The sequence below is a fragment of the Cytobacillus sp. MT66 genome (assembly GCF_058792595.1).
The window spans coordinates 117,038-142,806 of record NZ_JBXAFB010000004.1; the positions used below are offsets into that span (position 1 = coordinate 117,038).

General features: G+C 38.4%; 23 protein-coding genes and 2 riboswitches. Of the genes, 20 read left to right on the forward strand and 3 right to left on the reverse strand.

All coding sequences use genetic code 11. The annotated features are described in order from the left end of the window. Window positions 1-24 precede the first annotated feature (24 nt). Window positions 25-957, reverse strand: coding sequence for a manganese-dependent inorganic pyrophosphatase (locus AC1Q59_RS09030; RefSeq protein ID WP_492365485.1), 933 nt, complete (start codon window positions 955-957; stop codon window positions 25-27). A 189-nt stretch (window positions 958-1,146) separates the two neighbouring features. On the opposite strand from AC1Q59_RS09030, the gene AC1Q59_RS09035 reads away from it, so the two are divergent. Continuing rightward, entirely contained in the window at window positions 1,147-1,908 is a 762-nt protein-coding gene (locus AC1Q59_RS09035; RefSeq protein ID WP_492365486.1) for a metallophosphoesterase family protein, read from the forward strand. A gap of 48 nt (window positions 1,909-1,956) precedes the next feature. On the opposite strand, the gene plsY is transcribed toward AC1Q59_RS09035, so the two are convergent. Next, window positions 1,957-2,571 carry a glycerol-3-phosphate 1-O-acyltransferase PlsY gene (gene plsY, locus AC1Q59_RS09040; RefSeq protein ID WP_492365734.1) on the reverse strand — a complete coding sequence of 205 codons (615 nt, stop codon included), beginning with the start codon at window positions 2,569-2,571 and terminating at the stop codon, window positions 1,957-1,959. A gap of 246 nt (window positions 2,572-2,817) precedes the next feature. Between plsY and AC1Q59_RS09045 the strand changes: the two genes are divergently transcribed. The 15 genes from AC1Q59_RS09045 (at window position 2,818) to AC1Q59_RS09115 (ending at window position 17,152) form a co-directional block, all read left to right on the forward strand. Further along, entirely contained in the window at window positions 2,818-3,333 is a 516-nt protein-coding gene (locus AC1Q59_RS09045) for an RNA polymerase sigma factor (RefSeq protein ID WP_492365487.1), read from the forward strand. After that, window positions 3,330-3,782, forward strand: a complete 453-nt coding sequence (locus tag AC1Q59_RS09050; protein ID WP_492365488.1) for a hypothetical protein — start codon at window positions 3,330-3,332, stop codon at window positions 3,780-3,782. The genes AC1Q59_RS09045 and AC1Q59_RS09050 overlap by 4 nt, the downstream gene beginning before the upstream one ends. Then, window positions 3,779-4,861 carry a hypothetical protein gene (locus AC1Q59_RS09055; protein WP_492365735.1) on the forward strand — a complete coding sequence of 361 codons (1,083 nt, stop codon included), beginning with the start codon at window positions 3,779-3,781 and terminating at the stop codon, window positions 4,859-4,861. Before AC1Q59_RS09050 ends, AC1Q59_RS09055 begins: the two co-directional genes overlap by 4 nt. 20 nt (window positions 4,862-4,881) lie before the next feature. Further along, the gene (locus AC1Q59_RS09060) at window positions 4,882-5,577 is read left to right on the forward strand and encodes a LiaI-LiaF-like domain-containing protein (RefSeq protein WP_492365489.1); all 696 of its coding nucleotides are present in this window, start codon (window positions 4,882-4,884) and stop codon (window positions 5,575-5,577) included. A gap of 210 nt (window positions 5,578-5,787) precedes the next feature. Further along, the gene (locus AC1Q59_RS09065; RefSeq protein WP_492365490.1) at window positions 5,788-6,768 is read left to right on the forward strand and encodes a diacylglycerol kinase; all 981 of its coding nucleotides are present in this window, start codon (window positions 5,788-5,790) and stop codon (window positions 6,766-6,768) included. A 662-nt stretch (window positions 6,769-7,430) separates the two neighbouring features. Then, window positions 7,431-8,816 carry a 23S rRNA (uracil(1939)-C(5))-methyltransferase RlmD gene (gene rlmD / locus AC1Q59_RS09070; RefSeq protein ID WP_492365491.1) on the forward strand — a complete coding sequence of 462 codons (1,386 nt, stop codon included), beginning with the start codon at window positions 7,431-7,433 and terminating at the stop codon, window positions 8,814-8,816. A 127-nt stretch (window positions 8,817-8,943) separates the two neighbouring features. Continuing rightward, window positions 8,944-9,444, forward strand: a complete 501-nt coding sequence (locus AC1Q59_RS09075; protein ID WP_492365492.1) for a YehS family protein — start codon at window positions 8,944-8,946, stop codon at window positions 9,442-9,444. Window positions 9,445-9,680: 236 nt separating this feature from the next. Then, window positions 9,681-10,049 carry a hypothetical protein gene (locus AC1Q59_RS09080; RefSeq protein WP_492365493.1) on the forward strand — a complete coding sequence of 123 codons (369 nt, stop codon included), beginning with the start codon at window positions 9,681-9,683 and terminating at the stop codon, window positions 10,047-10,049. A gap of 201 nt (window positions 10,050-10,250) precedes the next feature. Then, window positions 10,251-12,539, forward strand: coding sequence for an ATP-binding cassette domain-containing protein (locus AC1Q59_RS09085; protein ID WP_492365494.1), 2,289 nt, complete (start codon window positions 10,251-10,253; stop codon window positions 12,537-12,539). Window positions 12,540-12,773: 234 nt separating this feature from the next. Beyond that, the gene (locus tag AC1Q59_RS09090; RefSeq protein WP_492365495.1) at window positions 12,774-13,964 is read left to right on the forward strand and encodes a sensor histidine kinase; all 1,191 of its coding nucleotides are present in this window, start codon (window positions 12,774-12,776) and stop codon (window positions 13,962-13,964) included. Then, entirely contained in the window at window positions 13,960-14,205 is a 246-nt protein-coding gene (locus tag AC1Q59_RS09095) for a sensor histidine kinase (RefSeq protein WP_492365736.1), read from the forward strand. Before AC1Q59_RS09090 ends, AC1Q59_RS09095 begins: the two co-directional genes overlap by 5 nt. Continuing rightward, the gene (locus AC1Q59_RS09100; protein ID WP_492365496.1) at window positions 14,202-14,900 is read left to right on the forward strand and encodes a response regulator transcription factor; all 699 of its coding nucleotides are present in this window, start codon (window positions 14,202-14,204) and stop codon (window positions 14,898-14,900) included. The genes AC1Q59_RS09095 and AC1Q59_RS09100 overlap by 4 nt, the downstream gene beginning before the upstream one ends. A gap of 255 nt (window positions 14,901-15,155) precedes the next feature. Further along, on the forward strand, window positions 15,156-15,392 hold the full coding sequence (locus tag AC1Q59_RS09105) for an SHOCT domain-containing protein (RefSeq protein ID WP_492365497.1): 237 nt from the start codon (window positions 15,156-15,158) through the stop codon (window positions 15,390-15,392). A gap of 87 nt (window positions 15,393-15,479) precedes the next feature. Beyond that, window positions 15,480-16,130 carry a DUF2306 domain-containing protein gene (locus tag AC1Q59_RS09110; RefSeq protein ID WP_492365498.1) on the forward strand — a complete coding sequence of 217 codons (651 nt, stop codon included), beginning with the start codon at window positions 15,480-15,482 and terminating at the stop codon, window positions 16,128-16,130. Between the two features lie 53 nt (window positions 16,131-16,183). Then, window positions 16,184-17,152, forward strand: coding sequence for an alpha/beta fold hydrolase (locus AC1Q59_RS09115; protein ID WP_492365499.1), 969 nt, complete (start codon window positions 16,184-16,186; stop codon window positions 17,150-17,152). 150 nt (window positions 17,153-17,302) lie between these two features. Here AC1Q59_RS09115 and AC1Q59_RS09120 read toward each other — a convergent pair whose 3' ends face one another. Then, window positions 17,303-20,824 carry a bifunctional 2',3'-cyclic-nucleotide 2'-phosphodiesterase/3'-nucleotidase gene (locus AC1Q59_RS09120; RefSeq protein WP_492365500.1) on the reverse strand — a complete coding sequence of 1,174 codons (3,522 nt, stop codon included), beginning with the start codon at window positions 20,822-20,824 and terminating at the stop codon, window positions 17,303-17,305. Between the two features lie 747 nt (window positions 20,825-21,571). On the opposite strand from AC1Q59_RS09120, the gene AC1Q59_RS09125 reads away from it, so the two are divergent. The 4 genes from AC1Q59_RS09125 to AC1Q59_RS09140 all read left to right on the forward strand — a co-directional run bounded on the left by AC1Q59_RS09125 (window position 21,572) and on the right by AC1Q59_RS09140 (window position 25,673). Then, a complete protein-coding gene (locus AC1Q59_RS09125) occupies window positions 21,572-22,402 on the forward strand; it encodes a transporter substrate-binding domain-containing protein (protein ID WP_492365501.1) in 831 nt (276 codons plus the stop codon). A gap of 62 nt (window positions 22,403-22,464) precedes the next feature. Beyond that, window positions 22,465-23,133 (forward strand): amino acid ABC transporter permease, encoded by a 669-nt coding sequence (locus AC1Q59_RS09130; RefSeq protein ID WP_492365502.1) that lies wholly within the window; start codon window positions 22,465-22,467, stop codon window positions 23,131-23,133. Between the two features lie 10 nt (window positions 23,134-23,143). Continuing rightward, entirely contained in the window at window positions 23,144-23,887 is a 744-nt protein-coding gene (locus tag AC1Q59_RS09135) for an amino acid ABC transporter ATP-binding protein (RefSeq protein ID WP_492365503.1), read from the forward strand. Between the two features lie 121 nt (window positions 23,888-24,008). Further along, window positions 24,009-24,088: riboswitch (ZMP/ZTP riboswitch) on the forward strand. A 187-nt stretch (window positions 24,089-24,275) separates the two neighbouring features. Then, window positions 24,276-24,356, forward strand: a riboswitch (glycine riboswitch). 117 nt (window positions 24,357-24,473) lie between these two features. After that, window positions 24,474-25,673: a phosphoglycerate dehydrogenase gene (locus tag AC1Q59_RS09140; protein WP_492365504.1), complete on the forward strand. Its 1,200-nt coding sequence runs from the start codon at window positions 24,474-24,476 to the stop codon at window positions 25,671-25,673. The last annotated feature ends 96 nt before the right edge of the window (window positions 25,674-25,769 follow it).

Genomic DNA, 25,769 nt, shown 5'->3' on the forward strand with positions numbered 1-25,769 from the left:
ATGAGTGCTGCTCCCTTTTTCTCTTTATTTTTCAGAAAGTACCTTTGTCAATCCTGGGACAATTTGCTTTTTGCGTGATACAACGCCTCTTAGCAATGCTTGGTTGTCTTCTAGAGTAACGCCATATGCCTCTTCAACGGCTTTTGTTTCGTTGCCGGAAGCAATGACAACAGAATCATTATTTAGAATGTCGGTAAGAACGAACAGGAATAAATCAAGCTCTTTTTGTTTAATCACTTCAGAAAGCTTATTTTCAAGCTCCTCTTTGCGGCTAAGAACGTCGTTCAAATCAACAGCATTCACCTGAGCAATTTCTGCTTTGTAGCTGCCCATTTGAAATTCCTTTGCATCAAGAGAAATCAGGTCATCAATTGTTTTATCACCTAGATCTGCACCAGCCTTAAGCATAGCCAGTCCATATTCTTCAGCGTTGACACCAGCAATTTCAGCAAGTTCCTTGGCTGCAGCGATGTCTTCCTCCGTGCATGTTGGCGATTTAAATAACAGGGAGTCAGAAATGATAGCGGAAAGCATTAAGCCTGCTGTTGCTTTACTGATTTCTGCTGAATTTTCCTTATACATCTTGTTTAGAATAGTTGCTGTACATCCAACTGGTTCTGCACGATAGTATAAAGGATCGCTTGTTTCAAAATTGGCGATGCGGTGGTGGTCGATGACTTCAAGAATCTTTACATTACGGATATCATTAGCACTTTGCTGGAATTCGTTATGGTCAACCAGAATGACGTCACTAACCTCTTTGGAAACTTCCTCAACAAGACGAGGAGCCTCTGCTTTGAAATATTCTAAGGCATATTGGGTTTCTGCATTCACCTGTCCTAAGCGGATTGGCTCAGCGTCAACGCCTAATTTTGATTTTAATTCCGCATAAGCAAGTGCAGAACAAATGGAATCTGTGTCCGGGTTTTTATGACCAAATATAAATACTTTTGACATAATCCTTCTCCTCAACTAAATAGATTAACGGCAAGAAAAGCCTGTAGTAATTTTACCATATATAGAATAAAGGAAAAAATCAACTTTTATGAAAAAAATTAAGGGCCCTGTTGTTTTTTCAAGAAATTAGAGGGGATAGTTGAAAGGCCGGAGAAGATATTACTATAAAAATGCAGGAGGGAACTCAATATGGCAAGCATCGCGGTTATTTCGGATATCCATGGAAATCTTACTGCCCTTGAGGCAGTTTTAGCTAATATAAAAGCACGAGGCATTCAAACCATCTTTTGTTTGGGTGATCTCATCGGAAAAGGGCCTCGATCGGAAAAGTCAGTGGAAATCATCAGGGAGGTTTGCGAGACCGTCGTTCTGGGCAATTGGGATGACTTCATTCAAAGGCCAACCGAATTTACAGAAATCGAGTGGCATCGTGATCAGCTTAGCCAAGATTCATTTTCCTATTTGAACGCCCTGCCATATAATCACGATTTTTATATGAGCGGAAAATATATCAGACTCTATCATGCCTCCGCAAAAAGCGTCTATCATCGGGTCATCCCGATGAAAGATTCAAATGAGGAAAAAACTGCTATGTTTGAGAATACAGAGGCCATCACTCCTTTAGAGAAAGGCCGAAAACCGGATGTGGTTGGGTACGGGGACATTCACGCAGCCTTAATCGAACCCGTTGAGCCGCAAATGATCCTCTTCAATGCGGGAAGCGTTGGAAATTCATTAGATCTGCCGCAGGCAACCTATACGATTTTGCACGGAGAGTATTTATCAGAAAGCTTAGCCCCATTTTCTATTGAAATTGTCCGCGTTCCCTATGATGTGGAGAAAGAAATCGCCATTGCCAGAGGTATGGGAATGCCGAATATAGAGGCCTATGCTCTTGAACTGCGGGAGGCGAAATATCGCGGGGCTTTTAAATGGAAAAAGGAAGATTAGCCCGCTCTTTCCTAAAGCTGATTGAAAGCGGGCAGTTCCTTTTAGCATTTAGGCACTCGTTTTTGGAGGGATACGGTCATTTTTCAGATTCTTGTCAGTGATTTTTGGTTCCTTGTTGTGAATGTAATTCATAATATTGGATCGATGCAGGAAGATTAAAAGTAAAAGAAAAATAGAAAAGATAAGTTCATGTTCCCGTCCGGGTGTGAAAAATGAGTAAATAAGAAGTGCAAGACCGACCGAAATGGAACCGTAAAACACATATTTGGTTATAAACATCACACCAAAAAAAGCGAGATAGGCAATGATAAACATTGTCACATTTGTTGCCAGCAGCACACCGGCTGTTGTAGCAATGGCTTTTCCGCCGCGAAAGCCAGCGAAAATAGGGAAGCAATGGCCAATTACAGCGGCAAGTCCTGCTAAAAGAGGGTCCATATCAGAACTTAGCAAGGCTGGCAGCAGAGCAGCAAGAGCTCCCTTCCCTGCATCGACAAGCAATACAGCAATAGCGGCCTTTTTGCCAAGGACTCTCAGGGTATTGATGGTGCCTGGATTATTGCTCCCGTGTCTGCGAATATCAATATTAAAGACAAATTTCCCAACTAGAAGGGCTGAAGGGATCGAGCCTAGCAAATAAGCAATAAGCAGGATTAGAATAATCCTCACCCTTTCTTTTTTTATTGTTATTTTACACTAAATTCAGAAATCTTTGGGACATATTTAAATATATGTTTAATTGCGCTTGGATAAGCTATTTCCGAGCGTTTTTTGTTTCTTGAAAAAGAGCTTTATAAAAAATATTCATTTTTGTGTAGGGATTGTGTCCCATTCCTTCGTCTATTAGGGTGGAAGCATCTCAGAAAGGAGGGGAGAGGGATTAGCGACCAAGTTCTTATCCAAAAAATAATGGCCGGCAATGATCACGCCTTCCGTCTTTTGGTTGAAAAATACCGAAATGATCTATTTCGAACGATCTTTGCTGTTTTACGGGACCAAAAGGAAGCAGAAGATGCCGCACAAGAAGTATTTTTAAAGATTTACACCTCTCTCCCCCAATATGAAAATCAGGGCTTTAAAACATGGATCACAAGGATTGCTGTCAACCATGCCATAGATGTGAAAAGAAAGCGGGAAAGAAGACAGGAAGAAGTCATGGATGAAGTCGTATATGATGCCATTCGTTCGCCGGGTGAAAGTGTTGACATTGAGATTATTAATAAAGAAACGTTAAAGCAGGTACGTGAGAAATTGCATGAGCTTCCAGAAAACTATCGTAATGTCATTTATGATTTTTATTTTGCCGAAAAAACGTACCAGCAAATGGCAGAAGAACAGAAGGTGCAGGTTAAGACAATTGAGATGAAGCTGTATAGAGCGCGAAGCTGGATGAAAAAGCATTGGAAGGAGGACGATTTTTCATGAAGCATTATTCAATGGATGAGTGGAAAAAGTACGTGAATGATGAATTGGGCCAAGACCTTAGGGTGCAGTATGAAACCCATTTATATCAATGTGACCAATGCTTGGATATCTATCTTCAGGCAGTGGCGGAAGCGGAAACTATACTTCCGGTCATGTCTGATGAAGCTGAATTTACCGATTCTATCATGGCATTAATCACAGAGGACAAACAACGGCAAAGCAAGAAAAAACGGTTCCTTCAGTCCTCTTTATTCCATTATTCTATTGCAGCAGCTATGACACTGGTATTAATGGGAACTGGAGTATTCCAGTCTATTGCTCAATACACTTCTGAACTTCAGAATATGGGATTCCAGGGGAAGAGTGTGTCGATGACTGAAAAAATCGTTGATAAAACCTTTACTTGGATGGACTCTTTAGAAATGAAAAATAAGGAGGAGAGGAAATAATGAAAAACCCAATGATTGCCTTTTTGCTTAGTTTCTTCCCAGGTGGAGGATTATTATATCTAGGAAAGATATTGCGGGGATTTGGGTATATGACAGGGGAATTCTTCTTCATAGCACTGACCATATTCAGCGTAGCAAACGGGGTCGATGAAGTTGCTTTGATTCCTTTCTTTGCTGGTATTTTTCTTTATATCGTCAACATTGTCGATACAGCAATATCCGGATCAAAGCTCTATCAAAATAAGCAAAAGCTTGAAGATTCTAATCCGGAAAAAACAAGTGACCAGGAACTCGAAAGGTTTCGAACCATTTTATTATCGTTTATTCCGGGAATTGGCCACTTTCAGCTTGGATTAATGAATCGTGGCTTAACCCTTTTGGCATCATTCTTAGGGATTGGGGTCATGGTTGTATTTGTTGCAGTCTTAACCAATACTACTGAATTTCTAGTGTTTTGGGCGATTTTGCCTGTGATATGGGTGTATGGATTTTTTGATGCGATCCAGCAGCTAAACCGGAAACAGCGCGGAGAAGAACTGATTGATCAAACGATTCTCGAGGATTTTGAAACAAGGAGAGAGGATGGAAAGAAAAGCAGAGCCATTGCTACCTTCCTTTCTATTTTTCCAGGGGCTGGCCATTTATATCTTGGCTTGCAGCGAAGAGGCATTCAATTAATGGCGGCATTTTTATTTTCTATTTATATTTTAGATGCCCTGCGTCTGGGAATCTTTTTATTCCTGATTCCGATTATCTGGTTTTACAGCTTTTTTGATGGACTGCAAAAGGCATCGAAATATGGCAGCGAACCTTTAGAGGATACACCAATTATTGCTTATCTTATCAATCACCAAAAGTGGCTTGGAATTGGCTTAGTTCTCTTGGGGCTATATTACTTAACCACCAATATCCTGCTGCCAATTGTTTCACCGATGCTATATGACTTGGTTGATATTGATGTAGGCTACTGGTTTGAACGATATTTCCAAATGGCTGTCGTATGTATTCTTCTCATTGGCGGCGGTTTAAAGCTCCTTATGGGGAAAAAGGAAAAACGCTTAGAGCAGCCGACTGAATAAAAAGAGAGGAAGAGATAAAGATGAGAACCTGGCGGGTTGGTACTTTTTCAATGGGAGCCTCGCTCCTTTTTCTTGGTATTTTTCTATTATTATCGCAATTTTTCAGTTTTGATTTACTATATGTTATGACCTCGTGGTGGCCGGTCATTTTGGTCGTACTTGGTATAGAAATTTTGGTATTTTTGTTTTTATCGCGAAAGGAAAAGCCATATTTAAAATATGATTTTCTAAGTATTTTCTTTGTGGGTATTATTGGTACTGCAGGTATTGGCGTTTCCATTTTAAGCTCCATAGGCATTTTGGAAAAAGTGGATGAAGTATTAAGCCGGCAAGAACAAACATTGGACCTGCCTGATCTTGCGCAAGCGGTAGATAGCGATGTAAAGCGAGTGGTTGTTAATACAAATAACTATCCGCTTAGTGTTGAAAGAACAAGCGGAGAGGAAGTATCCATTTTTGGAACTTACCGGGCGCTGCTTAGGGAAAATGAAAAACTAATTTCTAAAACACAAGATTATGTAGCTGTTAGGGAAAAGGGCGATACGCTGTATATTCATGTAAAGGGATTGCCAAATGATTCATTGGGACCATTTGATAGATATTCCACTTTATCGGCTACTCTGTTAGTACCTAAGGAGGTCAAACTGGAGATTGATGGAATCGACAATTCTATCCAGCAAGAAAAATTATCATCAAATCTTAGTGTAATACAGTAAATGAATAGAGAATATTGTTTTTGATTTAAGAAAAATGCCCATAATACCTTCTATGGGCATTTTTGTGGAGCAGGATAAACGGATATTTGAAGATGTCGTAAAAATTGCTAAGTTTGTGCCTTTTGGTTATGATGTTAGAGGATATAATGTAAACGTTTCAAACTAATTAAGCATATGAAATATTAAGCGAAACTATTAGGATGGTTTGATATGAAGAGAGCAAGAATTATTTATAATCCAACTTCTGGCCGGGAGCTTTTTAAAAGGCATTTGCCGGATGTATTGCAAAAGCTTGAGATGGCGGGCTATGAGGCATCTTGTCATGCTACCACAGGCGAGGGAGATGCAACCAAAGCAGCCAGAATTGCTGTTGAACGGAAATATGACCTTGTGATCGCTTCTGGTGGCGATGGAACGATTAATGAAGTAGTCAATGGACTGGCAGAACAGGAATATCGTCCAAAGCTTGGAATCGTCCCAATGGGAACAACGAATGATTTTGCCAGGGCCCTTCATATTCCAAGGGATGTGGATGAGGCCATTAATATTATCCTAAAGGGCGAGACAATCCCCGTTGATATTGGAAGAATGAATGAAAAATATTTTATCAATATTGCCGGAGGCGGCAGACTGACAGAGCTGACCTATGAAGTTCCGAGTAAATTAAAAACGATGATCGGTCAGCTGGCCTATTATTTAAAAGGGATTGAAATGCTTCCTTCGATTCGCTCCACAGATGTTAGAATAGAGTATGATGGGAAGCTGTTTGAAGGTGAAGCCATGCTTTTTCTTGTTGGGCTGACGAACTCCGTTGGCGGCTTTGAAAAGCTTGCTCCGGATTCTTCCATTAATGATGGAATGTTCTCGCTGTTAATTTTAAAGAAAACGAATCTTGCCGATTTTATTCGTATTGCCACATTGGCTGTTCGCGGTGAGCATATTCATGATTCTCATGTGATTTACACGCAGGCAAATCGCATTAAAGTGCAGTCAAGGGAAAAAATGCAGCTTAATTTAGACGGTGAATTTGGCGGCTTGCTGCCGGCAGAATTCGTTAATCTCTATCGTCATCTTGAGGTTTACGTCCCATTGGAAAAAATCCGTAAAGAGGACCTTCCTGTTAATTGGAAAAGTGATGTTACGGTTGCTGAAGATGAAAGTGAAGATGAATGCGAGGCCCGTTCCGAATGAGGAGCGGGTTTTGTGTCTTTTTGGGATTGGCAGTTTGAATAAGGAGGAAGAAAACAGACACCGGTGATATGAATTTTGAGGCTATAGTCTGAAGAAGATTGGCCTTCGGACAGAGGGAAGCGGTTGGTATGCTAAAGAGTCTGAAGTAGGGTAAGGTTCAGACTGCAACGAGGTCAATGGCAGGCTGAAAGTCCGAAGTGTGATGAACTTCGGACAGAGGAAAGAGACTTCAGTGCAGAAAAGTCCGAAGTATGGTGAACTTCGGACAGAGGGAAGCGACTTCAGTGTAGAAAAGTCCGAAGTGTGATGAACTTCGGACAGAGGGAAGCGGTTTCAGTGCAGAAAAGTCCGAAGTATGGTGAACTTCGGACAGAGGGAAGCGGCTTCAGTGCAGAAAAGTCCGAAGTGTGATGAACTTCGGACAAAGGCGAGTAAATTTTCTGTCAAGGTGTCTAAACCTAGGCAGTCTTCAGACACCGGATATGTGTTTTCTTAGCAAATCATTCTGAATCAACAAGGTAACCTTTAGACTGGAACAAGCAACTCCGGCATTTATCAGTCTGAACCGTGAATTTCTACACTTCCTTTTTCGTTTCCAGCTCCATCTATGGTACAATTTTGTCAGTCAAAAGGAATTCAATTAAAAAGGAAGATACACATAAATGAGCAGAACGTTACCAGTTCAAAAAAACGATTATATAGACGCAAGGTTTGAAGATTTAACCCATGATGGCGCAGGGGTGGCCAAAGTGGAGGGCTATCCGATATTTGTTCCGAACGGACTCCCTGGGGAAAAAGCTAAAATCAAGGTGTTAAAAGTAAACAAAGGCTACGGATTTGGCCGGCTTATCGAGCTATATGAAAAAAGTCCTTACAGGGTGGAACCGCAGTGTCCGATTTATAAAGAGTGCGGCGGCTGCCAGCTGCAGCATTTAAGCTACGAAGGCCAGCTGAAAGCAAAGGAAAAGCAAGTAAGAGATGTCTTGCAGCGGATCGGCCGACTGGAAAATATTGACGTCCACCCGGTACTTGGAATGAAAGAGCCATGGCGCTATCGGAATAAGGCCCAGGTACCTGTCGGCGAGCAGGAAGGCGGGTTAATCGGCGGATTTTACCAGCAGCGGAGTCATAAAATCATTGATATGAAGGAATGTATCATCCAACAGGAAAAAAATGATGAGGTTGTTCAGGCAGTCATTGAGATTTGCAGCCGCTATGGGGTTACTGCCTATGATGAAAATACCCATAAGGGTGATCTCCGCCACGTCATGGCTCGCTATGGATTAACTACGGGAGAAGTCATGGTTGTCCTTATTACAAGAACAAATGAATTGCCGCATCAAAATGAGATTATTAAAGAAATTACGGAGCAGATCAAAGGGATTAAATCAATTGTTCAAAATATTAATAAGCAGAAAACAAACGTGATTTTTGGCGATAAAACAAAGGTTCTCTGGGGAGAAGAGGTCATTTACGACTTTATCGGTGATATTAAATTTGCTATCTCCGCCCGTTCCTTTTATCAGGTTAACCCTGAGCAAACAAAAGTGCTGTATGAAAAAGCTCTTGAATACGCCGGTTTGAGCGGCAATGAAAGCGTCATTGATGCTTACTGCGGAATCGGCACTATTTCCTTATTTTTAGCACAGAAGGCTAAGAAAGTCTTCGGTGTGGAAATCGTTCCAGAAGCTATTGAGGATGCCAAGCGCAACGCAGAATTAAATGGAATTACCAATGCAGAATTTGCTGTCGGGGAGGCGGAAATGGTCATTCCAAAATGGAATGAAGATGGAAATACCGCTGATGTCCTTGTAGTTGACCCGCCGCGTAAAGGCTGCGATGAAGCCCTTTTAAAAACCATCATTGAAATGAAACCGCAGAAAGTCGTGTATGTTTCCTGCAACCCGGGAACCCTGGCAAGAGACCTGCGCATATTAGAAGATGGCGGATATCAGACAGTTGAGGTACAGCCTGTTGATATGTTTCCGCAGACGATGCATGTGGAGTGTGTCGCGCATTTGGAATTTAAAGAAGCAGGAGTCAAATAGGTTATAGCTTCTTTGGATTAAAAATACAAACATGGGCCTTAATCAAACGTTTGATTAAGCTCAGATAGATTGAATTATAGTGGCTCAAGATAATAGGCACTAGTTTATATAAAAAGGGGGTTTATTGATGGATAATAATGATATATTAATACGCCTGAGATATGCGCTGGAGATAAAGAATAAAGAAATGGCTGAGATATTTAAGCTTGGCGGCGTAGAAGTCACAGTACCAGAGGTAATCAGGATCCTTACAAAATCCGATGAGGATGAAGATGAGTACGATAATTATCAAATTAAATGCAATAACAGTATGTTAGATTCATTTTTAAATGGCCTGATTATTTTTAAAAGAGGCAAACAAGAGCCCAAACCAGGACAGCAAGAAACACCGGAACCAGTTCAGACGAAAAGTGCAAACATCAATAACCTGCTGTTAAAGAAGGTGAAAATAGCCTTAGCATTAACAGCTGAAGATATGCTCGAAATATTCGAAAATGCTGGAATAACGGTAACAAAAGGGGAGCTTGGGGCTTTATTAAGAAGAGAAGGGCATAAGAATTATAAAGAATGCGGAGATAAATTCGCAAGAAACTTCTTAAAAGGGCTAGCGATTCAATACAGGGGATAATGATTGGAAAAAAGCGAACAGTGCCTAACACTGTTCGCTTTCTTTATAGACTTTTTTACTTTGGCCAGTACAGATTCCTAGTGAAAGGTAGAGAATAAGTAATGCAGGGATGAGAAATCCGAGCTGTGTGGAATTTATGCTCTTTTCACAATATAATGATAAATAAAGGTGATGAAACAGTCAAAACACCTTTATAATAAGGATATGATAGTGTTTGGAGAAAGGAGAGAAGGAAAGTGAACCTTGTCCTTACATATACGGTGACAGTGTTTATAATTGCGGCATTTGTTTTTCTATCCCTTTATTTTAACCCTGAAAGAAAGCGGAAATATAAAGAGAAAAAGGCGATTGCCACTTTCCATCTATGTAATATGCTTTTTATCTTTATCCCCTCTTTTTTAGCTTATATGCTAATGACGATTTATATTATAGAGGATATGAGTAAAATTGCATATCAAGTTCCTGTTCTTCTATTCACTGCTTTATCCTTTTATACTTTGGGGAATATTGTAATTGAACATTATAAATATATGTTAAGAAAATACGAAAGCGCTGAAAACGGGAAAGTACTTATCCTTAATAAAGAGTATTTAAAAAGAAAATAGTCTAAATGGCTTCAGCTTTCAAAATGAATAATGAGCACAGAGTCTATAGATGAAGTGGTGCCATGCTTGATGCAATTGGAAAGACCGTAGAAATGATATGGCCTTTTCTGAATCCAATCATTTCTCGGGTTTTTCAATAAAATCCGGGAATTTTTTGTGTCCAGATTCCTTATTAGATAAAATACCTTAAAGGGTGATGATATGTCTGGAAAAAAAGATGAAATCATTTTAAGAGGGCTTAAAGAAAATAATTTAAAAAATGTAGATTTAAACATACCAAAAGAAGAAATCATTGTATTTACAGGTCTTTCAGGCTCGGGAAAAAGCTCAGTGGTTTTTGATACACTAGCGACTGAAAGCAGAAGACAAATGACTTTGAACTATCCCCTCTATGTTAGAAATCAAATGCCAAGGTACGAACGGCCCCATGCCGACCTTATGCAAAACTTAAGTCCGGTTGTAGTAGTAGAACAAAGACCTGCAGGAGGCAATTCCCGTTCAACAGTAGGAACTTATATGGATATTGAACCATTAATTAGACTTTTGTTCTCAAGAGTAGGAAATCCACCGATAGGTGCTGCCACTGATTTTTCAAGCCAAAGCTCTTTTGGCCGATGTCCTGAATGTGGCGGATATGGGAAAGTAATTGCACCAGATCTTGATAAGATGATTGATTACGATAAGTCACTTCGAGAATACGCAGTTAAATCTAAACCATTATCGCCTTCAGGCTGGCAAGGTCAATGGATGATGACCTGCGGATTATTCGATCCGGATAAACCGCTAAAGGACTACTCAGAAGAAGACCTCCGCCTGCTGTTATATGGTCCCCGAGACGGCGAAAGAGCCTATGCGCCATTTCATACAAAAAATGGACCCCATAATGCAGAGTGGGATGGGTTATTGCCTAGATTTACGCGTCTTTATATCAATAGAGACATCTCAAAACTAAAACAAGTATCCCAAGATGACGTCTTAGCCGTGTCAACACATTCTTTATGCCCAACATGTCAAGGTTCGGGCCTGAACCCCAAGGTATTAGAGTGTAAAATAAATGGCCTAAATATTGCAGAATACGACCAATTAGAGCTCCCAGAAATATTAGAAGAATTAAAGAAGATAAAAGACCCTATGGGAGAATCGATCGCTAAACAAGCAATTCCATATGTAAAACAATTAGTCGACATGGGGCTAGGATACTTGAGTCTGTCAAGAAAAATGGGCACCCTTTCCGGCGGTGAAGCTCAAAGGGTAAAAATTGCCCGTCACTTAGGGAGCAGTTTAAACAATATTACTTATATTTTCGACGAACCAAGTGCGGGGCTCCACCCAGAAGAAGTGAATATGTTAATTCAGATGCTTAGAAGGATAAAAGAACATCATAATTCCGTAATCGTAATCGAACACGACCTTTCAGTAATCAAAGCAGCGGATGAAATCATCGAGATGGGACCAGGAGCAGGTGTAAATGGAGGACAAGTTGTCTATCAAGGAAAATTAGAAGGACTAAACAACTCTCCTACAGGAACAGCCTTAAAGCACACGCTAAAAATAAATAAAAATCCAAGGGATATTAAAAGTTATTTTACAATAAAAAGAGCAAGTAACAATAACTTAAAAAATATAAGCACAGATATTCCTAAAAGTGCTTTAGTCTCTGTATGCGGAGTATCTGGTTCAGGTAAAAGCTCCTTAATATTGGAAGCTTTCACGAAAAAGTATCCAGAATCCATAACGGTGGGACATGGCGGGATAGGAATCTCCAATCGTTCGACCATGGCTACATATATGGGAATAATGGATGATATTCGCGCAATATTTTCAAAAGCAACAGGACAACCTGGAGGAATGTTTAGCTTTAACTCCTTAGGAGCATGTCCTGTCTGCAAAGGAAAAGGAGTCCTAACGCCAGAGGTTGCATTTGCAGATCCAGTGACGATTCCTTGTGAGGCATGTGGCGGTACGAGATATTCAGACGAAGCGCTTGTCTATAGATATCAAGATAAAAATATAGTGGAAATTTTAGATTTAACAATAGACGAGGCAATAAATTATTTTAAAGCGCCAAAAATCATAAAAAGAGTCCATACGCTAAAAGATGTAGGATTAGGATATTTGACCTTAGGACAAACGACAAGTTCCCTAAGCGGTGGAGAAATTCAACGTCTCAAACTCGCTAGCCACTTACAAAAAGAGGGCCAAATCTATCTTTTGGACGAGCCCTCCTTAGGACTGCACTCAGAAGATAATGAAAAACTCTTAGATGTATTTCAAAGTCTTGTAAACAGAGGAAATTCCGTCATAATAATCGAACACAAACTATATTTTATAGCAGCGAGTGATTGGGTCATTGAATTGGGTCCGGGAGGAGGAAAACAAGGAGGACAAATTATATTTGAAGGTACACCAGAAGAGATGTTAAATGCAGAGACGATGACAGCGAAGTGGTTAAAGGCAGGAGTCAGGCAGTTTTCGGCAAAGTCCATATGAAGATAGGATTGAATGTTTCTAAAGAGCCAAGTATCCGTAAAAAGATCGGCTCTTTTTTTGTGTTTAAACTCCTGTGGAATAAATAGGTTTGTGAAACAAGATTTTTTGGGCTGGGCACCATATTTAAAGGAATTCCCTTGCAATTTATAAAACTTTTATAATTGATTTATGGTTTGTTTATTTATTTTGGAGATAATTTAGTTTAGGCCAAACATATTTTTAAAGGAGATTTTCATGTCTATTAAGAAACGCCTTTTTTTTGCAAATGCTGCTATGATTGTGATGCCGATAATAGCTATCGTATTCATTATATTTTTACTCAATATTGTATTTTTTAATGGATTTGGCAGTGGCTTTAAGCAAAATTGGCAAAGAACAGATGGGGAATTAACAGGGGTATATAATGAACTGCAAAAAACAGCATCACTTGATCCAGATAAGTTTTATGATGAGCAATATGTAAAATCCTTAAAGGAACGGCTGAATGAAGAAAAAGCAGAAGTGATTATCCGAAAAGACAATGAACTATTATTTACATCTACTCAGCAGATGACTATTCTGAATAATCATCTCCCTGCTTTCGGGTACAAAGGAAATTATCCGGCTGCATCATGGGTTGGTGATGGAAATTATTCAATGATACAGTATGATTTCTATTTCAATGATTCATCAAAAGGTTCAATATTTCTTTTAGAACCATCTGCATCGTTTGTGAATTTTGCGAGATCATTTTTTCCAGTTCTATTTATTGGATTAATCCTTGTCTTTATACTTACAAATATTTTGCTATCCACTCTTGTTTCCAGAAGTATTTTACGGCCTGTTCGCCTTTTATCTGACGCAGCTGGACAAATTAGAAGTGGAAATCTAAATTTCCATATCAAGTCAAAAAGCCGTGATGAACTTGGGAAGCTTGTGAACTCATTCGATTCGATGAGAGAACAACTAAAAGAATCATTAGAGCTGCGAGATAAATATGAACATAATCGAAAAGAATTGATTGCTAACATTTCCCATGATTTAAAAACACCTATAACATCAATCCTTGGCTATGTAGAAGGGATTCAGGATGGAGTAGCAAGCACTGCTGAGAAGCAAAAGGAGTATTTGGCTACCGTCCACTCTAAGGCATTATATGTAAATCGATTAATAGAAGAGCTATCCTTATATTCGAAACTAGATGTAAAGAAACTCCCTTTCCATTTTGAATCTGTCGATATTTTTGCATTTATACAGGATTATTTGAATGATATTAATGACGAATTAAGTGAGAAGGATGTTCAAGTTGTCTTTGATAAAGATGAAAGGCATGTCACAGTTTGCATAGATCGAATTAAAATAGTTCGTGTAGTGGAAAATATCATTTTTAACAGTGTTAAATATATGAATAATGAATTTGGAAAGATAACGATTTCTATAAATTGAACAAGAAAAAAAGGTTAAAGTAAGCATAAGTGATAATGGACCTGGTGTTTCAGAAGATGAAATTTCAACGATTTTTAATCGATTTTATCGGACAGACCCATCGCGGAGTACAGCAGGAAGCGGACTAGGACTTGCTATTGCCTCACAAATAATTAAGGAACATGGGGGAGAAATTTGGGCGGAAAATCTATCAACAGGCGGACTTTGTGTTCACTTTACCCTTAAAAAAACAAAAGGATGAAAAGGATGAACAAAAAAGTATTGATTATTGAAGATGATCAAAGTATTGCTGCTTTAGAAAGAGATTATCTTGAGATTGAGGGCTTTCAGGTGGAAATTGCTGCGGATGGAAGCCTAGGTCTTGATGCTGCATTACATCGGCAGTTTGATCTGATTTTACTTGATTTGATGGTTCCAAATATAAATGGATTTGAAATTTGCAGACAGGTCAGAAAAGAGACGAATATTCCCATTCTGATGGTTACTGCTAAATATGAAGATATTGATAAAGTACGCGGATTTGGCTTAGGTGCAGATGATTATATTGTGAAACCTTTCAGCCCAAGTGAATTAGTAGCCAGAGTAAAAGCCCATATTGACAGGTATGAGCGATTAACCCAGGCGGATCCTTCGAAAGATGAAATTCATGTAAGAGGGCTTCAAATAAACATGGCATCAAGGCAGGTCTTTATTGATGGGAAGGAAGTTATCCTGACAACAAAAGAATTTGATTTACTATCATTTTTTGCGAAACATCCAAATCAAGTATTTTCAAAAGAGGAATTATTTGAAAGGATATGGGGGCTTGACTCTGTAGGTGATAATGCCACAGTTACTGTTCATGTGAAAAAGATTCGTAAAAAGATAGAAAAAGATACAGCCAACCCACAGTACATTCAAACAATTTGGGGGTCAGGATATCGTTTTAAGGGATAAAATGTCCATGGATTCTTATCTTCATTGATCAAAACACTCAGTCTAAAAAGATTGGGTGTTTTTTAATTGTGGCTGTTAATGGGAAGGTTATATTAGTTTATAGATTGTTTATACATCCTTTAGAAGGAGTTCATTTTCCTTGGTTATAGTAAAAGTAGTGGCAAGGGCAAAAGCCCATTCCCTATTCTGGGTTCCGATGTTATAGAGCTGTACCTGGTAAACGAGATTTTAAAATAATGAAGGAGATGATTTAATATGTACCATTGGGGATATTTCTTTCCATTTGGCTTAGTTTTCTTTTTAATAATAATAGGATTTTTTATTACAAACATGATTTTTTGGAGAAAAAGGGGAGGAATGTGTTATCACAATCAAAGTGATGCTCTTACTATCCTTGAAAGCCGACTAGCAAGAGGAGAAATTACAGGTGAAGAGTTTTACGAAATTAAAGAGACACTAAAAGGTAAAAAAAGATCCAGTGAAAAGTCCTAGACAGTATACATTGGAACACTAGTATTTAGGAACAGCCATCACTTTTTCGAAAAACATAGTGTGGGATAACAAGGAGATTAAAAATAAATGATCAAGCAGAAAAAGAGCTGGTGGATTTTGGCCATTGTTTCAATGGGGGTTATGGTTCCTTTTATGTATCCTTATTTCACTTTAGATCCAGTTAAAAGTCGTGTGGACATTACATCAACCGCTATTCAATATCCGGCACTTGTTGCGCATATTATATTTGCCTTTATTGCTTTAATAACTGGATTTTTTCAGTTTATAGACCATATTCGTCTTAGCCATCCAGGGGTTCATCGGAATATTGGAAGAATATACGTCATTAGCATTTTCATTAGCGGAATTCTTGGGCTGGTTTTGTTCTTTTATACTGAAAGTTTTACAAAGGCGATGGCTTTTTTCGTGTTAACAGTATTGTGGTTATTTACAACTTGGAAGGCTTATCACGCAGCTGTAAAAAGGCGTTTTAATGAACATCGAAAATGGATAATACGAAGCTTTGGCATCACTTTGGTTGCGGTGAGTGCTCGTTTACTAGTCCCAGTTCTTCTTCTGGGATATGCCGCTTTTAATAGATTCATATTGCCAGGTGGAAGAGATTTGATGATCGACGAGGTTCTAAATATAAACATATGGGCAGGTCTTGTACTGAATATGGCGATTGTTGAATGGGTCATTCTTTCAAAGCATGAGAATCTGCTTAAAAGTAAATAGTGATTCATCTTACTATTTTTATAAAATATAGCTGAAATAGGGGTTATCGTCTTATGAATAAAATGTTAGAACGCATTGTACATGCGAATGGCATTGATTTGCATATTGTAGAATATGGAAAGGGAAAGCCTGTACTGTTTTTACACGGTTTCCCAGAATTATGGTATTCATGGAGATATCAATTACCATATTTAGCTGAGTCTGGTTATCGGGCTATTGCTGTTGATTTAAGAGGATACGGACAATCAAGCGTCCCTGAAAATGTACGTTCTTATAGTATGAGAAACATGGTGGAGGATATTGTTCAATTATTGAATGAATTAAATTTAGATCGAGTTGCACTTGTTGGGCATGATTGGGGTGCTAATATTGCTTGGACTTGTGCACAAATGCACCCTGAAAGATTCAATGTATTAATAACATTGAGTGTGCCATTTTCTCCAAGACCCCCTATGCCATTAACAGAGCTGATTAAAAAGAACTCGTCTTCTTTTAACTGGCTTATGTATTTTCAAGAAGAGGGTATTGCAGAATCAGAATTAGAAAATGATATAGAAACTTCGTTGCGACGTATTTATTATGGACTTTCAGGTGATGCACCTGACGAATTGCCAGCCAAGTTAGTAGCGCAATTGCCGAAAGACTCGACATTATTAGATCCTATTCCCGACCCTCAATCCTTGCCGAAGTGGTTACAGAAAGAAGATTTAACCTATTTTGTTAATAATTTTAAACTAACCGGTTTTACTGGAGCTTTAAATCGGTATAGAAATGTAGATTATGATTGGGCAGATTTGGAGAAAGAGAGTCAAAGAAAAGTAATACAGCCTACTCTTTTTATTGGCGGAGAATTAGACACTGCTACAAGATTCAATAAACGAGGCCTAGAGGCGATGAACCAATATGTACCCAATATTAAGGATAAAATTATTATTCCAGGTTCAGGGCATTATGTACAACAAGAGGCCAATGAAGATGTTAATAGGTATATCGTCGAATTCTTAAACCAATTCTATATATAACGGCTGTGTTAAAGCTTAATGTTGAATTTAACCGCTTAGTTGATTGGCGCTGAAATCAACGGCCAAATTAAACAGCGCAAAAAATAAAAAAGGGGGCTGTCTAGAAAGTTAGTCGATACTTACTTTCTAGACAGCCCCGTTCTCTGTTCATTAATTAACTTTTTGAATTCTTCCTTCAGACTTATATTCAAAAGGAGAAGGTAATGATTTTACAAAATCAACGGTTGCATCTACATCAACTGGACCAACTTCTATATCAGCAGAAAGAGCTCCAATCCCATATTTAAGGTTTCCGGTCATATAGTTGTTGACAACCACCGTGTATTCCTTCGCTTTATCAATCTTGCTTCCATCTGGTAAGAAGATGTCTGCAACCTTGCCTGTTTTAGCTGTGCTGTCATAAGTATAAGTGTATTTAAAGCCAGCGATATGGAAGTCAAGACCTCTATCTGTAATCTGGTTATTTAACACTGTTTCTATATCTGCTCCGCTAAGTTTTACTTTATTTAACACATTACCAAACGGCTGAATGGCAAATAAATCACCAAATGTAACTTCACCAGCTTCTAATGGAGATCTTACACCGCCGCCGTTCATCATAGCGAAATCTGCGTTCATCGCAGCTTTCATACCATCTGCAATGAGATTTCCAAGAGCGAAATCCCCGATTTCATTAGCTGTTGTGGGATAACTTTTTTCAAGGGTAGAGGAAGATTGCCCAACAACGGTTGCTTTAATTGGCTCGGCCTTATCTGTATATTTTTTCATAATCGCTGCAACTTCTGGATCTGGCGTATAGTCCTTTTGGTAAACTGTTTTAATCTCTGCTGATTTATTAATAATATCCCCAGTAACGCGGTCAATTTCAACCTCTACATCAGAAAAAGCAGATCCATAAGAATAGGCTTGGACTATTAATTTGTTGTCCACCACTCGATTTACCTTTACATGATTGTGTGCAGAAAAGATAACATCTACTTCATCATCAATTTGTTCGGCAATTCTGCTTGCATCGAATGAATCAGTATAACCTGTTTGGATAGCTGGATTATGTGCCAGGACGATGATGGCTTCAATGCCTAGTCCCTTTAATTCTTCCGTATACCTGTTAATGGATTCCACTTCGTCTGTAATCTTTAATGTTTCGTTTCCTTTTCTAACAATCATATTAGGCGTTTCCTGAGTTACCACTCCGATCACACCAATTTTTTCACCTTCAATTGTGAATACGGTGTAAGGATCCGCAATTAAATTTCCGCTTCTTGTATCATAAGCATTTGCTGCCACAAGCGGGAAGTTCATTCCATCATAGCCAGCTGTTCCGTTTGGATGATCTCCACCGTTCATCATACGGAGCAGTTCATCAATCCCTTCATCAAATTCATGATTTCCGAATGTGCCTGCATCAAAACCGATATTCTCTAATACTTCAACGGTAGGCTCATCCTGGAAAAGAGCAGAAATTAATGGGCTTCCGCCAATCATATCGCCTGAATGTAAAAGAAGTGTATGAGGATTTGTGGCTTCTTCTTGTTTTAATGCCGCTGCTAAGTACTCAATATGCCCAGCCGATAAATCTCCAACCTTTGTAACCGTATCTAACTGTCCGTGTAAATCATTGACTCCTAAAAGCTGAACCTTTAATGGATCGTTGTCCGATTGGCTATTCAAGTTAAAATGAAAGATTCCAAAGCCTTTTGAATCAGTTTTTCCAGTGTAAGAGAATGAGCTTTCTTCCATAATATATTGCTCTGCCTTTGGTGAAGTCGTAAACGTAACATTCACATTTCCGGAGATTGGAGCAATAGACCAGTTTCCATCTGCTGTCGGGGTAATTTCTTTAAGCTCAGAAATATAGTTCATTAAAATTTGACGGTTTTCATCGGCTGAATCGACTACTAATTCACTGCCCTTTACTCCAGGGAAATTCCCTCCGCCGCCAGCACGATAATTATTAGTCACCACTATAAACTCTTGCTCAGGATCGATTGGTTCCCCATTATAGGTAAGATTCACAATTCTGCTTGAATCCGGGTTTAAAAGTGTCCCATTTGGTGCATATTTAGCAGGCTTTGTTACATCAATTTGATATTCTACACCATCAATGACATCAAAATTATATACTGGAAAGCTAGGGTTTATTAGCGGCTGTTCCGTTGTTTTTGAAGGATCAATGGTGTTGTATTGACCGGCAGACATTTCAAGCCATTCTTTAACATCCGAACCTTTAACTTTAATGGCTTTTAAAGTGTTGTCATAAAGATATAAGTCACCAGCACTGCGAATCGTCAAATCACCTTTTTTGATTTCTGTATATTCATCAACACCGTTACGGCCGGCTTTAAAAGGGGCACCAGCTGATAAAATTGGAAGATCCTTTAATTCTGGCTTATTTAACTCGATATATTTTTCGACATACCATTTTTGTGCGTTTGTAACTACTTGAATGGATGGATCATCTTGTACAAGCGCGAAATAGCTATAGATGTCATCCGTTGTCGTTCCAATTGGTGTATTAACATATTCTAATGTAGCTTCATGATCCTCTTTTACAGCATTAACAATTGCTTGGTCAGGTTGAACCGATTCTATTTGTCTTGTGGAGGATTGGGAATGAGAAACAGACCATTTTCCTTTTACTTTTTGTAAGGAAAGATCAATAATTCCTAATGATCCGCCGCCAAATCCAGCTTGTACAGCAGCAACACCGTTAATCGTTCCTTTTTCGTTATCTACTCCAGGGAGAGGCTGTCCGTCCGCACCTTTGAATAATGTATCTAGACTGTCTATATTATTTGCTGGAAAGATTTTGTGAGTGTGTGAAAATGTAATCGCATCAATACCCGGTACTTTACTTAAAGCATAGACTGTATCTTCGGTATTTGCTTCATTTCCGCTAAAACCTGAGTGGGCTAATGCAATAATGACGTCTGCTCCTGCTTCCTTCATCACAGGAATATAGTTTTTAGCTGTTTCCACGATGCCTTTAGTTATGACCTTTCCATCAAGATTAGATTTATCCCACTCATTAATTTGCGGAGGAACAAATCCGATATATCCAATTTTAATGACATTTGTTTTCCCAGATTCATCCTTAACTTTTTTATTCACAATTTTGTAAGGGGTATATTTATTAATATCATTAGTTGGGTCATTATCGTGATCATCTACATATACATTTGCATTTACAAAAGAGAAGTTGGCATCATCATATACTTCGTCTAGATACTCCAACCCGTAGTTGAACTCATGATTTCCAAGTGTCGCCATATCATAGCCCATTAAATTCATGGCACTGATAGCCGGATGTATCTCTCCTTCCTCTAAAGGATCAATTTTGGCTTTGTATGTACCAAGAGGATTCCCTTGTATAAGATCACCATTATCCACAAGTACAGAGTTTTTTGCTTCTGCTCTTGCTTCTTTAACTAGAGTTGCAGTTTTAGCCAATCCAAGTTTGGGAGCTGCACTATTTTTGTAGTAATCAAAGCTTAATAGATTTGTATGAACATCAGTTGTTTCCATGATGCGAAGCTCAACTTGTGATTGGACCTTGCCTTTAGATGGAGTTGCAGCCATGGCATTCCCAGACAAAAATGGCGTGGCTAACACAGTAATTGCAAGTGTACTGGACAATATTTTCTTGCCCCTGTTTCTGATTCTAAATTTCATTTAACACGCATCCTTCTATATTTTTTTGTAATAGCTTCTAAAAAAATATAGCAAAATAAATTTTAAGATAGTGTAAATTTTTTGAATACCAGGTAAATAGGAATAGAGATTTCGGTCCTTGGTTGTAAATTGATTAATTATACTTATCTTTAGAATTGGTAAATTTGTATGTATCAGGAATAAATACACGGGTAATTTGCAGGAGGGGTATGTTAATTAAACGATCATTTATAAGTGAAGCACAAATTGTAAATACAAGTTTATATTTTATTTGCTCGATCTAATTTCGAGCCTTTTCATTTGATATCACGATTCTAGGCATCCTCACTAAGATCTTCCAAAATTATTTGTTGCACAATCTTTAATTTTGTACTATCCTAAATACAAATAATTTTCAATAAAGTCGGATAATTATGAGGAAAATTTCTTTTTCATAAGGGATGTGGGATTGGCACGAAATAGTCTCAGCTATCGCCCGAAGGAGTTGGTGCCAAGAGACTGGCAGGTAATTTACATCATAGACAAGGGTATAAACATTAATTCATGCATTCTGAATGTGGAAGGAATGTTTTTATTTTTACATATAAACCCTATTTAAATGATGGGATTACTGTAAATAAAACGCTTTTTTTTTAGGGAATAAATCCAAGTAATTTGATTGGAAAATCTATATTTAGTGATACCTCTTGACGCTGAAAAAAGTGATCTTTTTTAAAACAAAATTTGAAGGATAGGTGACTGAGAAAAATGAAAAAAAATCGATTCAATGCCCTTAATTTATTTTTACTATTGACACTGTTTTTACTTGCTGCATGCGGGAATGACGACACAGCTGCAACTTCAAAAGATGGATCTAGTGATAAGTCTAGTGAAGAGAAGGTTTTAAGAGTAGGAACATCAGGTATTTATCCGCCATTTGTCTCTAAAGGCAAAGATGGAAATTTAGAAGGCTATGATGTTGAGGTGTTAGAAACAGTAGGGGAAAAATTAGGCTATAAAGTAGAATGGACCGTTGCTGAGTTTGCTGGTTTATTTGGAATGATGGATAATGGCAAAATTGATACAATTGCAAACTTAATTGCGATCACGGAGACACGCTCAGCTAAGTATGATTTTACTGATCCATATGCATATTCTGGGGTTACCTTAGTTGTGAAAGATGACCGAAATGATATCCAATCACTTGAAGACATGAAGGGAAAAAATGCAGGGGTCTTACTTGGAAATAATATGCACGAATTTGTACAGAAATGGAATGAAGAGAATGGCAATGAAATAAACATCAAACCATATCAGGATGTAAGCGGCACATATAGTGAAGTGGCATTAGGCAGATTGGATGCCTTTGTTGATAGCAAAATTACAGCAGTTTCTAGAATAGATAAGGAGGGTTTGCCTTTAAAGCTTGCTTCGGATGAACCTGTTTTTTCTACAGACCATGCCTTTCCATTTGTAAAAACTGAGGAGAACAAAGCATTTATTGAAGAGTTTAATAAAGCACTTCAGGAATTAAAAGATTCAGGGAAGTTAAAGGAAATTTCAGATAAGTGGAGTGAAATTGATTTTACAACTCCATAAGTTATGAAACTATCGGTTATTAATTTAAAAAAAGATCGGGAGAAATTGGTGGTGGTGTCAACATGAATTTTGATTTTAGTTATATGGTAGAACTGATTCCCAGTATACTTAAATATTTGCCAATCGTTCTATATATGACGGTTTTTTCCTTTATTCTTGCAATAGTAATAGGTGTGTTGTTTGCCATTATTATTAAAAATAAAGTCAAAGTGCTCTATCCAGTTTCCCTTATGCTTATTTCCTATTTTAGAGGGGTCCCTTCATTAATCCAAATCTTTATTTTTTATTTCGGACTCCCACAGCTTTTCCCTTCCATGAGTACGATGGATGCAGTAACGGCAGTGATATTAGCATTGAGTGTAAGAAATGCAGCCTATCTATCTGAAGTTTTCCGTTCGGCCTTTACTGCAGTGGATAAAGGGCAAACTGAAGCAGCGATTTCTGTGAGTATGACACGCTGGCAAACTTTTACTAGGGTTGTTCTTCCACAGGCAACCCGAATTGCCATACCGCCAACAGGCAACTATTTTATCATTCTATTTAAGGAAACATCACTTGCCTTCACGATAGGTGTAACGGATATGTTAGCACATGCAAAGCTTGAAGCAGCGGCTACCTATAAGTTTTTAGAAGCATTTTTAGCAGTCGGGCTCATATATTGGGCGGCAACCATTATTTTCACCTATATCCAATCCAAAGTAGAATGGCAAGTTGAAAAGCCTTATAGATAGGAGGATGGCAATGATTAGAATTGAAAATCTTTACAAAAGCTATGGGGAAAATGCCGTCTTAAAAGGGATTAATCTTGAGATCAATCAGGGAGAAGTGATTGCGATTCTCGGCCCCTCTGGGTCAGGGAAATCTACTTTCTTACGCTGTCTAAATTTTCTCGAACAGCCTCAAAAAGGTGTGATTCAAATTGATGGTACAAAAGTAGATGCTGAAAATCTCAACAATAAGGATGTTTTTTCGCTAAGAAAGAAAACAGCAATGGTTTTTCAGCACTATAATCTTTTTAAACATAGAACGGCATTAGAAAATGTGACGGAAGGACTCGTTGTTACAAGAAAAATGAAAAAAGACGAAGCCAAGGAAATTGGGAAAAACCTTCTTGCTGAGGTCGGGCTATCTAACAAAGAAAATAGCTATCCTGCTTCTCTTTCCGGTGGCCAGCAGCAGCGAGTAGGTATTGCTCGGGCACTTGCGTTAGACCCCTATGTTATTTTATTCGATGAACCAACTTCTTCATTAGATCCGGAATTAGTTGAAGAAGTGTTACATGTCATGAAGGAATTGGCTAAGAAAAATACGACAATGATCGTCGTAACACATGAAATGGCGTTTGCCAGGAATGTAGCAGATCGCATCATCTTCATGGCAGACGGCAAAATCATCGAAGAAGGAACCCCGGATGAATTTTTCACCAATACGAAAAACTTAAGAACAAAGATGTTTCTAAAGAATTATATAAGTCAGATAGGATAAAGGTTTTAAAAGTATTATAAAAATATGATGCCCGATTATTCCAAAACAAGAGATCTCCGCGTATTTGCAAAAATTTTTGGTTGAAGATTTATAAATAATCTGATATGATGAAATCAATTTAAAGGCTATGTGTAACTGGCGAAAACGGATAACCGTGGGGGAGCACATAGTATCGATTAGCCGTTCGCCTGGGCAGAGGTAAGGGATTTATCCCTTGCCTCTTTCTGTTTATTGGAGGGGATGGCTGCAAAATTAATGGTTGATAAAGTGATAAAATTGGATTATTGTATAAGTACAGATTTTCGTAATTATTTTATTATTAATATTCTTACATTATTTTAAACTAAATATGAAGAAGGCTTTGAATGTTATGGGTCACACTATGACAGGAGCGGCTTCTGGAGAGACTGCAGGTTAACTGCAGCGCCGAAGGGTTCAAAATCTCAGGCAAAAGGACAGAAGAATAACAAATTTATTATTTTATTTGTTATTTTATTTGTTTTTTGATGAGATTGGTGAACACCAGTCTCTTTTTATTTTTGTTAGATTCCTAATTTGAAAATATACGATAACGAGGAGAATGAAAATGAGCACAACAACGGTAAATAAAATAAAAACGATAAAGACTTTAAATAACATTGCAGAAAGCGGTTTAAAAGTTTTTAAAACAGACAACTTCGCCATCGATAATGACAGTGAGAACCCTGATGCCATTGTTGTACGCAGCTTTAATATGCATGCAATGGAATTTGGCAATCAACTAAAGGCCATTGCCCGGGCAGGAGCGGGCGTGAATAATATTCCAGTCGAAAAATGCACGGAGCAAGGAATTGTTGTATTTAATACCCCAGGTGCCAATGCCAACGCAGTAAAAGAATTGGTACTGACTTCATTAATGGCAGCCTCTCGCAACCTTTTTGCCGGAGTAAGCTGGGTTAAGACGTTAGAGGGCGAAGGTGATCAAGTTCCAAAGCTTGTTGAAGCTGGCAAAAAGCAATTTGTTGGAAAGGAAATTAAGGGTAAAACTCTAGGCGTTATTGGATTAGGAGCCATTGGAGCTCTTGTAGCGAATGATGCGATAGAGTTAGATATGGATGTCATTGGATTTGACCCATTTATCTCTGTTGATACTGCCTGGAAGCTATCTCGTAAAGTCCAGCGGGCGATGACCATCGAACAGCTATTTGCTGAATCTGATTATATAACTGTCCATGTTCCATTAACAGATGATACAAGAGGGATGTTTAATGAAGCGACTTTTAGCTTAATGAAGGATGATGTTTATATCTTGAACTTTTCTCGCGGTGAATTAGTGAATGAAAACGATATGGCTGCTGCACTTGAAAGTGGAAAAGTAGGCAAGTATATGACAGATTTCCCAAATGAAAATGTACTGAAGATGAAAAACGTCATCCCAACTCCGCACCTCGGAGCTTCTACAGTTGAATCTGAGGAAAATTGCGCGATCATGGCAGCTCACCAAGTAAAGGAATTCCTTGAGACAGGTAACATCAAAAACTCTGTGAACTTCCCGAATGCTGCCATTCCATATACAGGGAAAAAACGTGTTACGGCTTTCCATCAAAACATTCCACATATGGTTGGAAAAATTACATCTGCAATATCTAGTTATCACCTAAACATCGCAGACATGGTAAACAGAAGCCGCGGCGATTATGCCTACACAATTATTGATATTGATAATGCTGTATACCAGGAAGTAGCTTCTTCCCTAGAGCAAAATATCAATCAGATTGAAGGAATGGTGAAAGTAAGGTTAATTTAATCCACCTAACTTACTGAAAAGAAATGAGCCTATTATTTAGGGTTCATTTCTTTTTTTTTTTGCAAAAAACTTGCGGCCACTACCACCTAATTATTG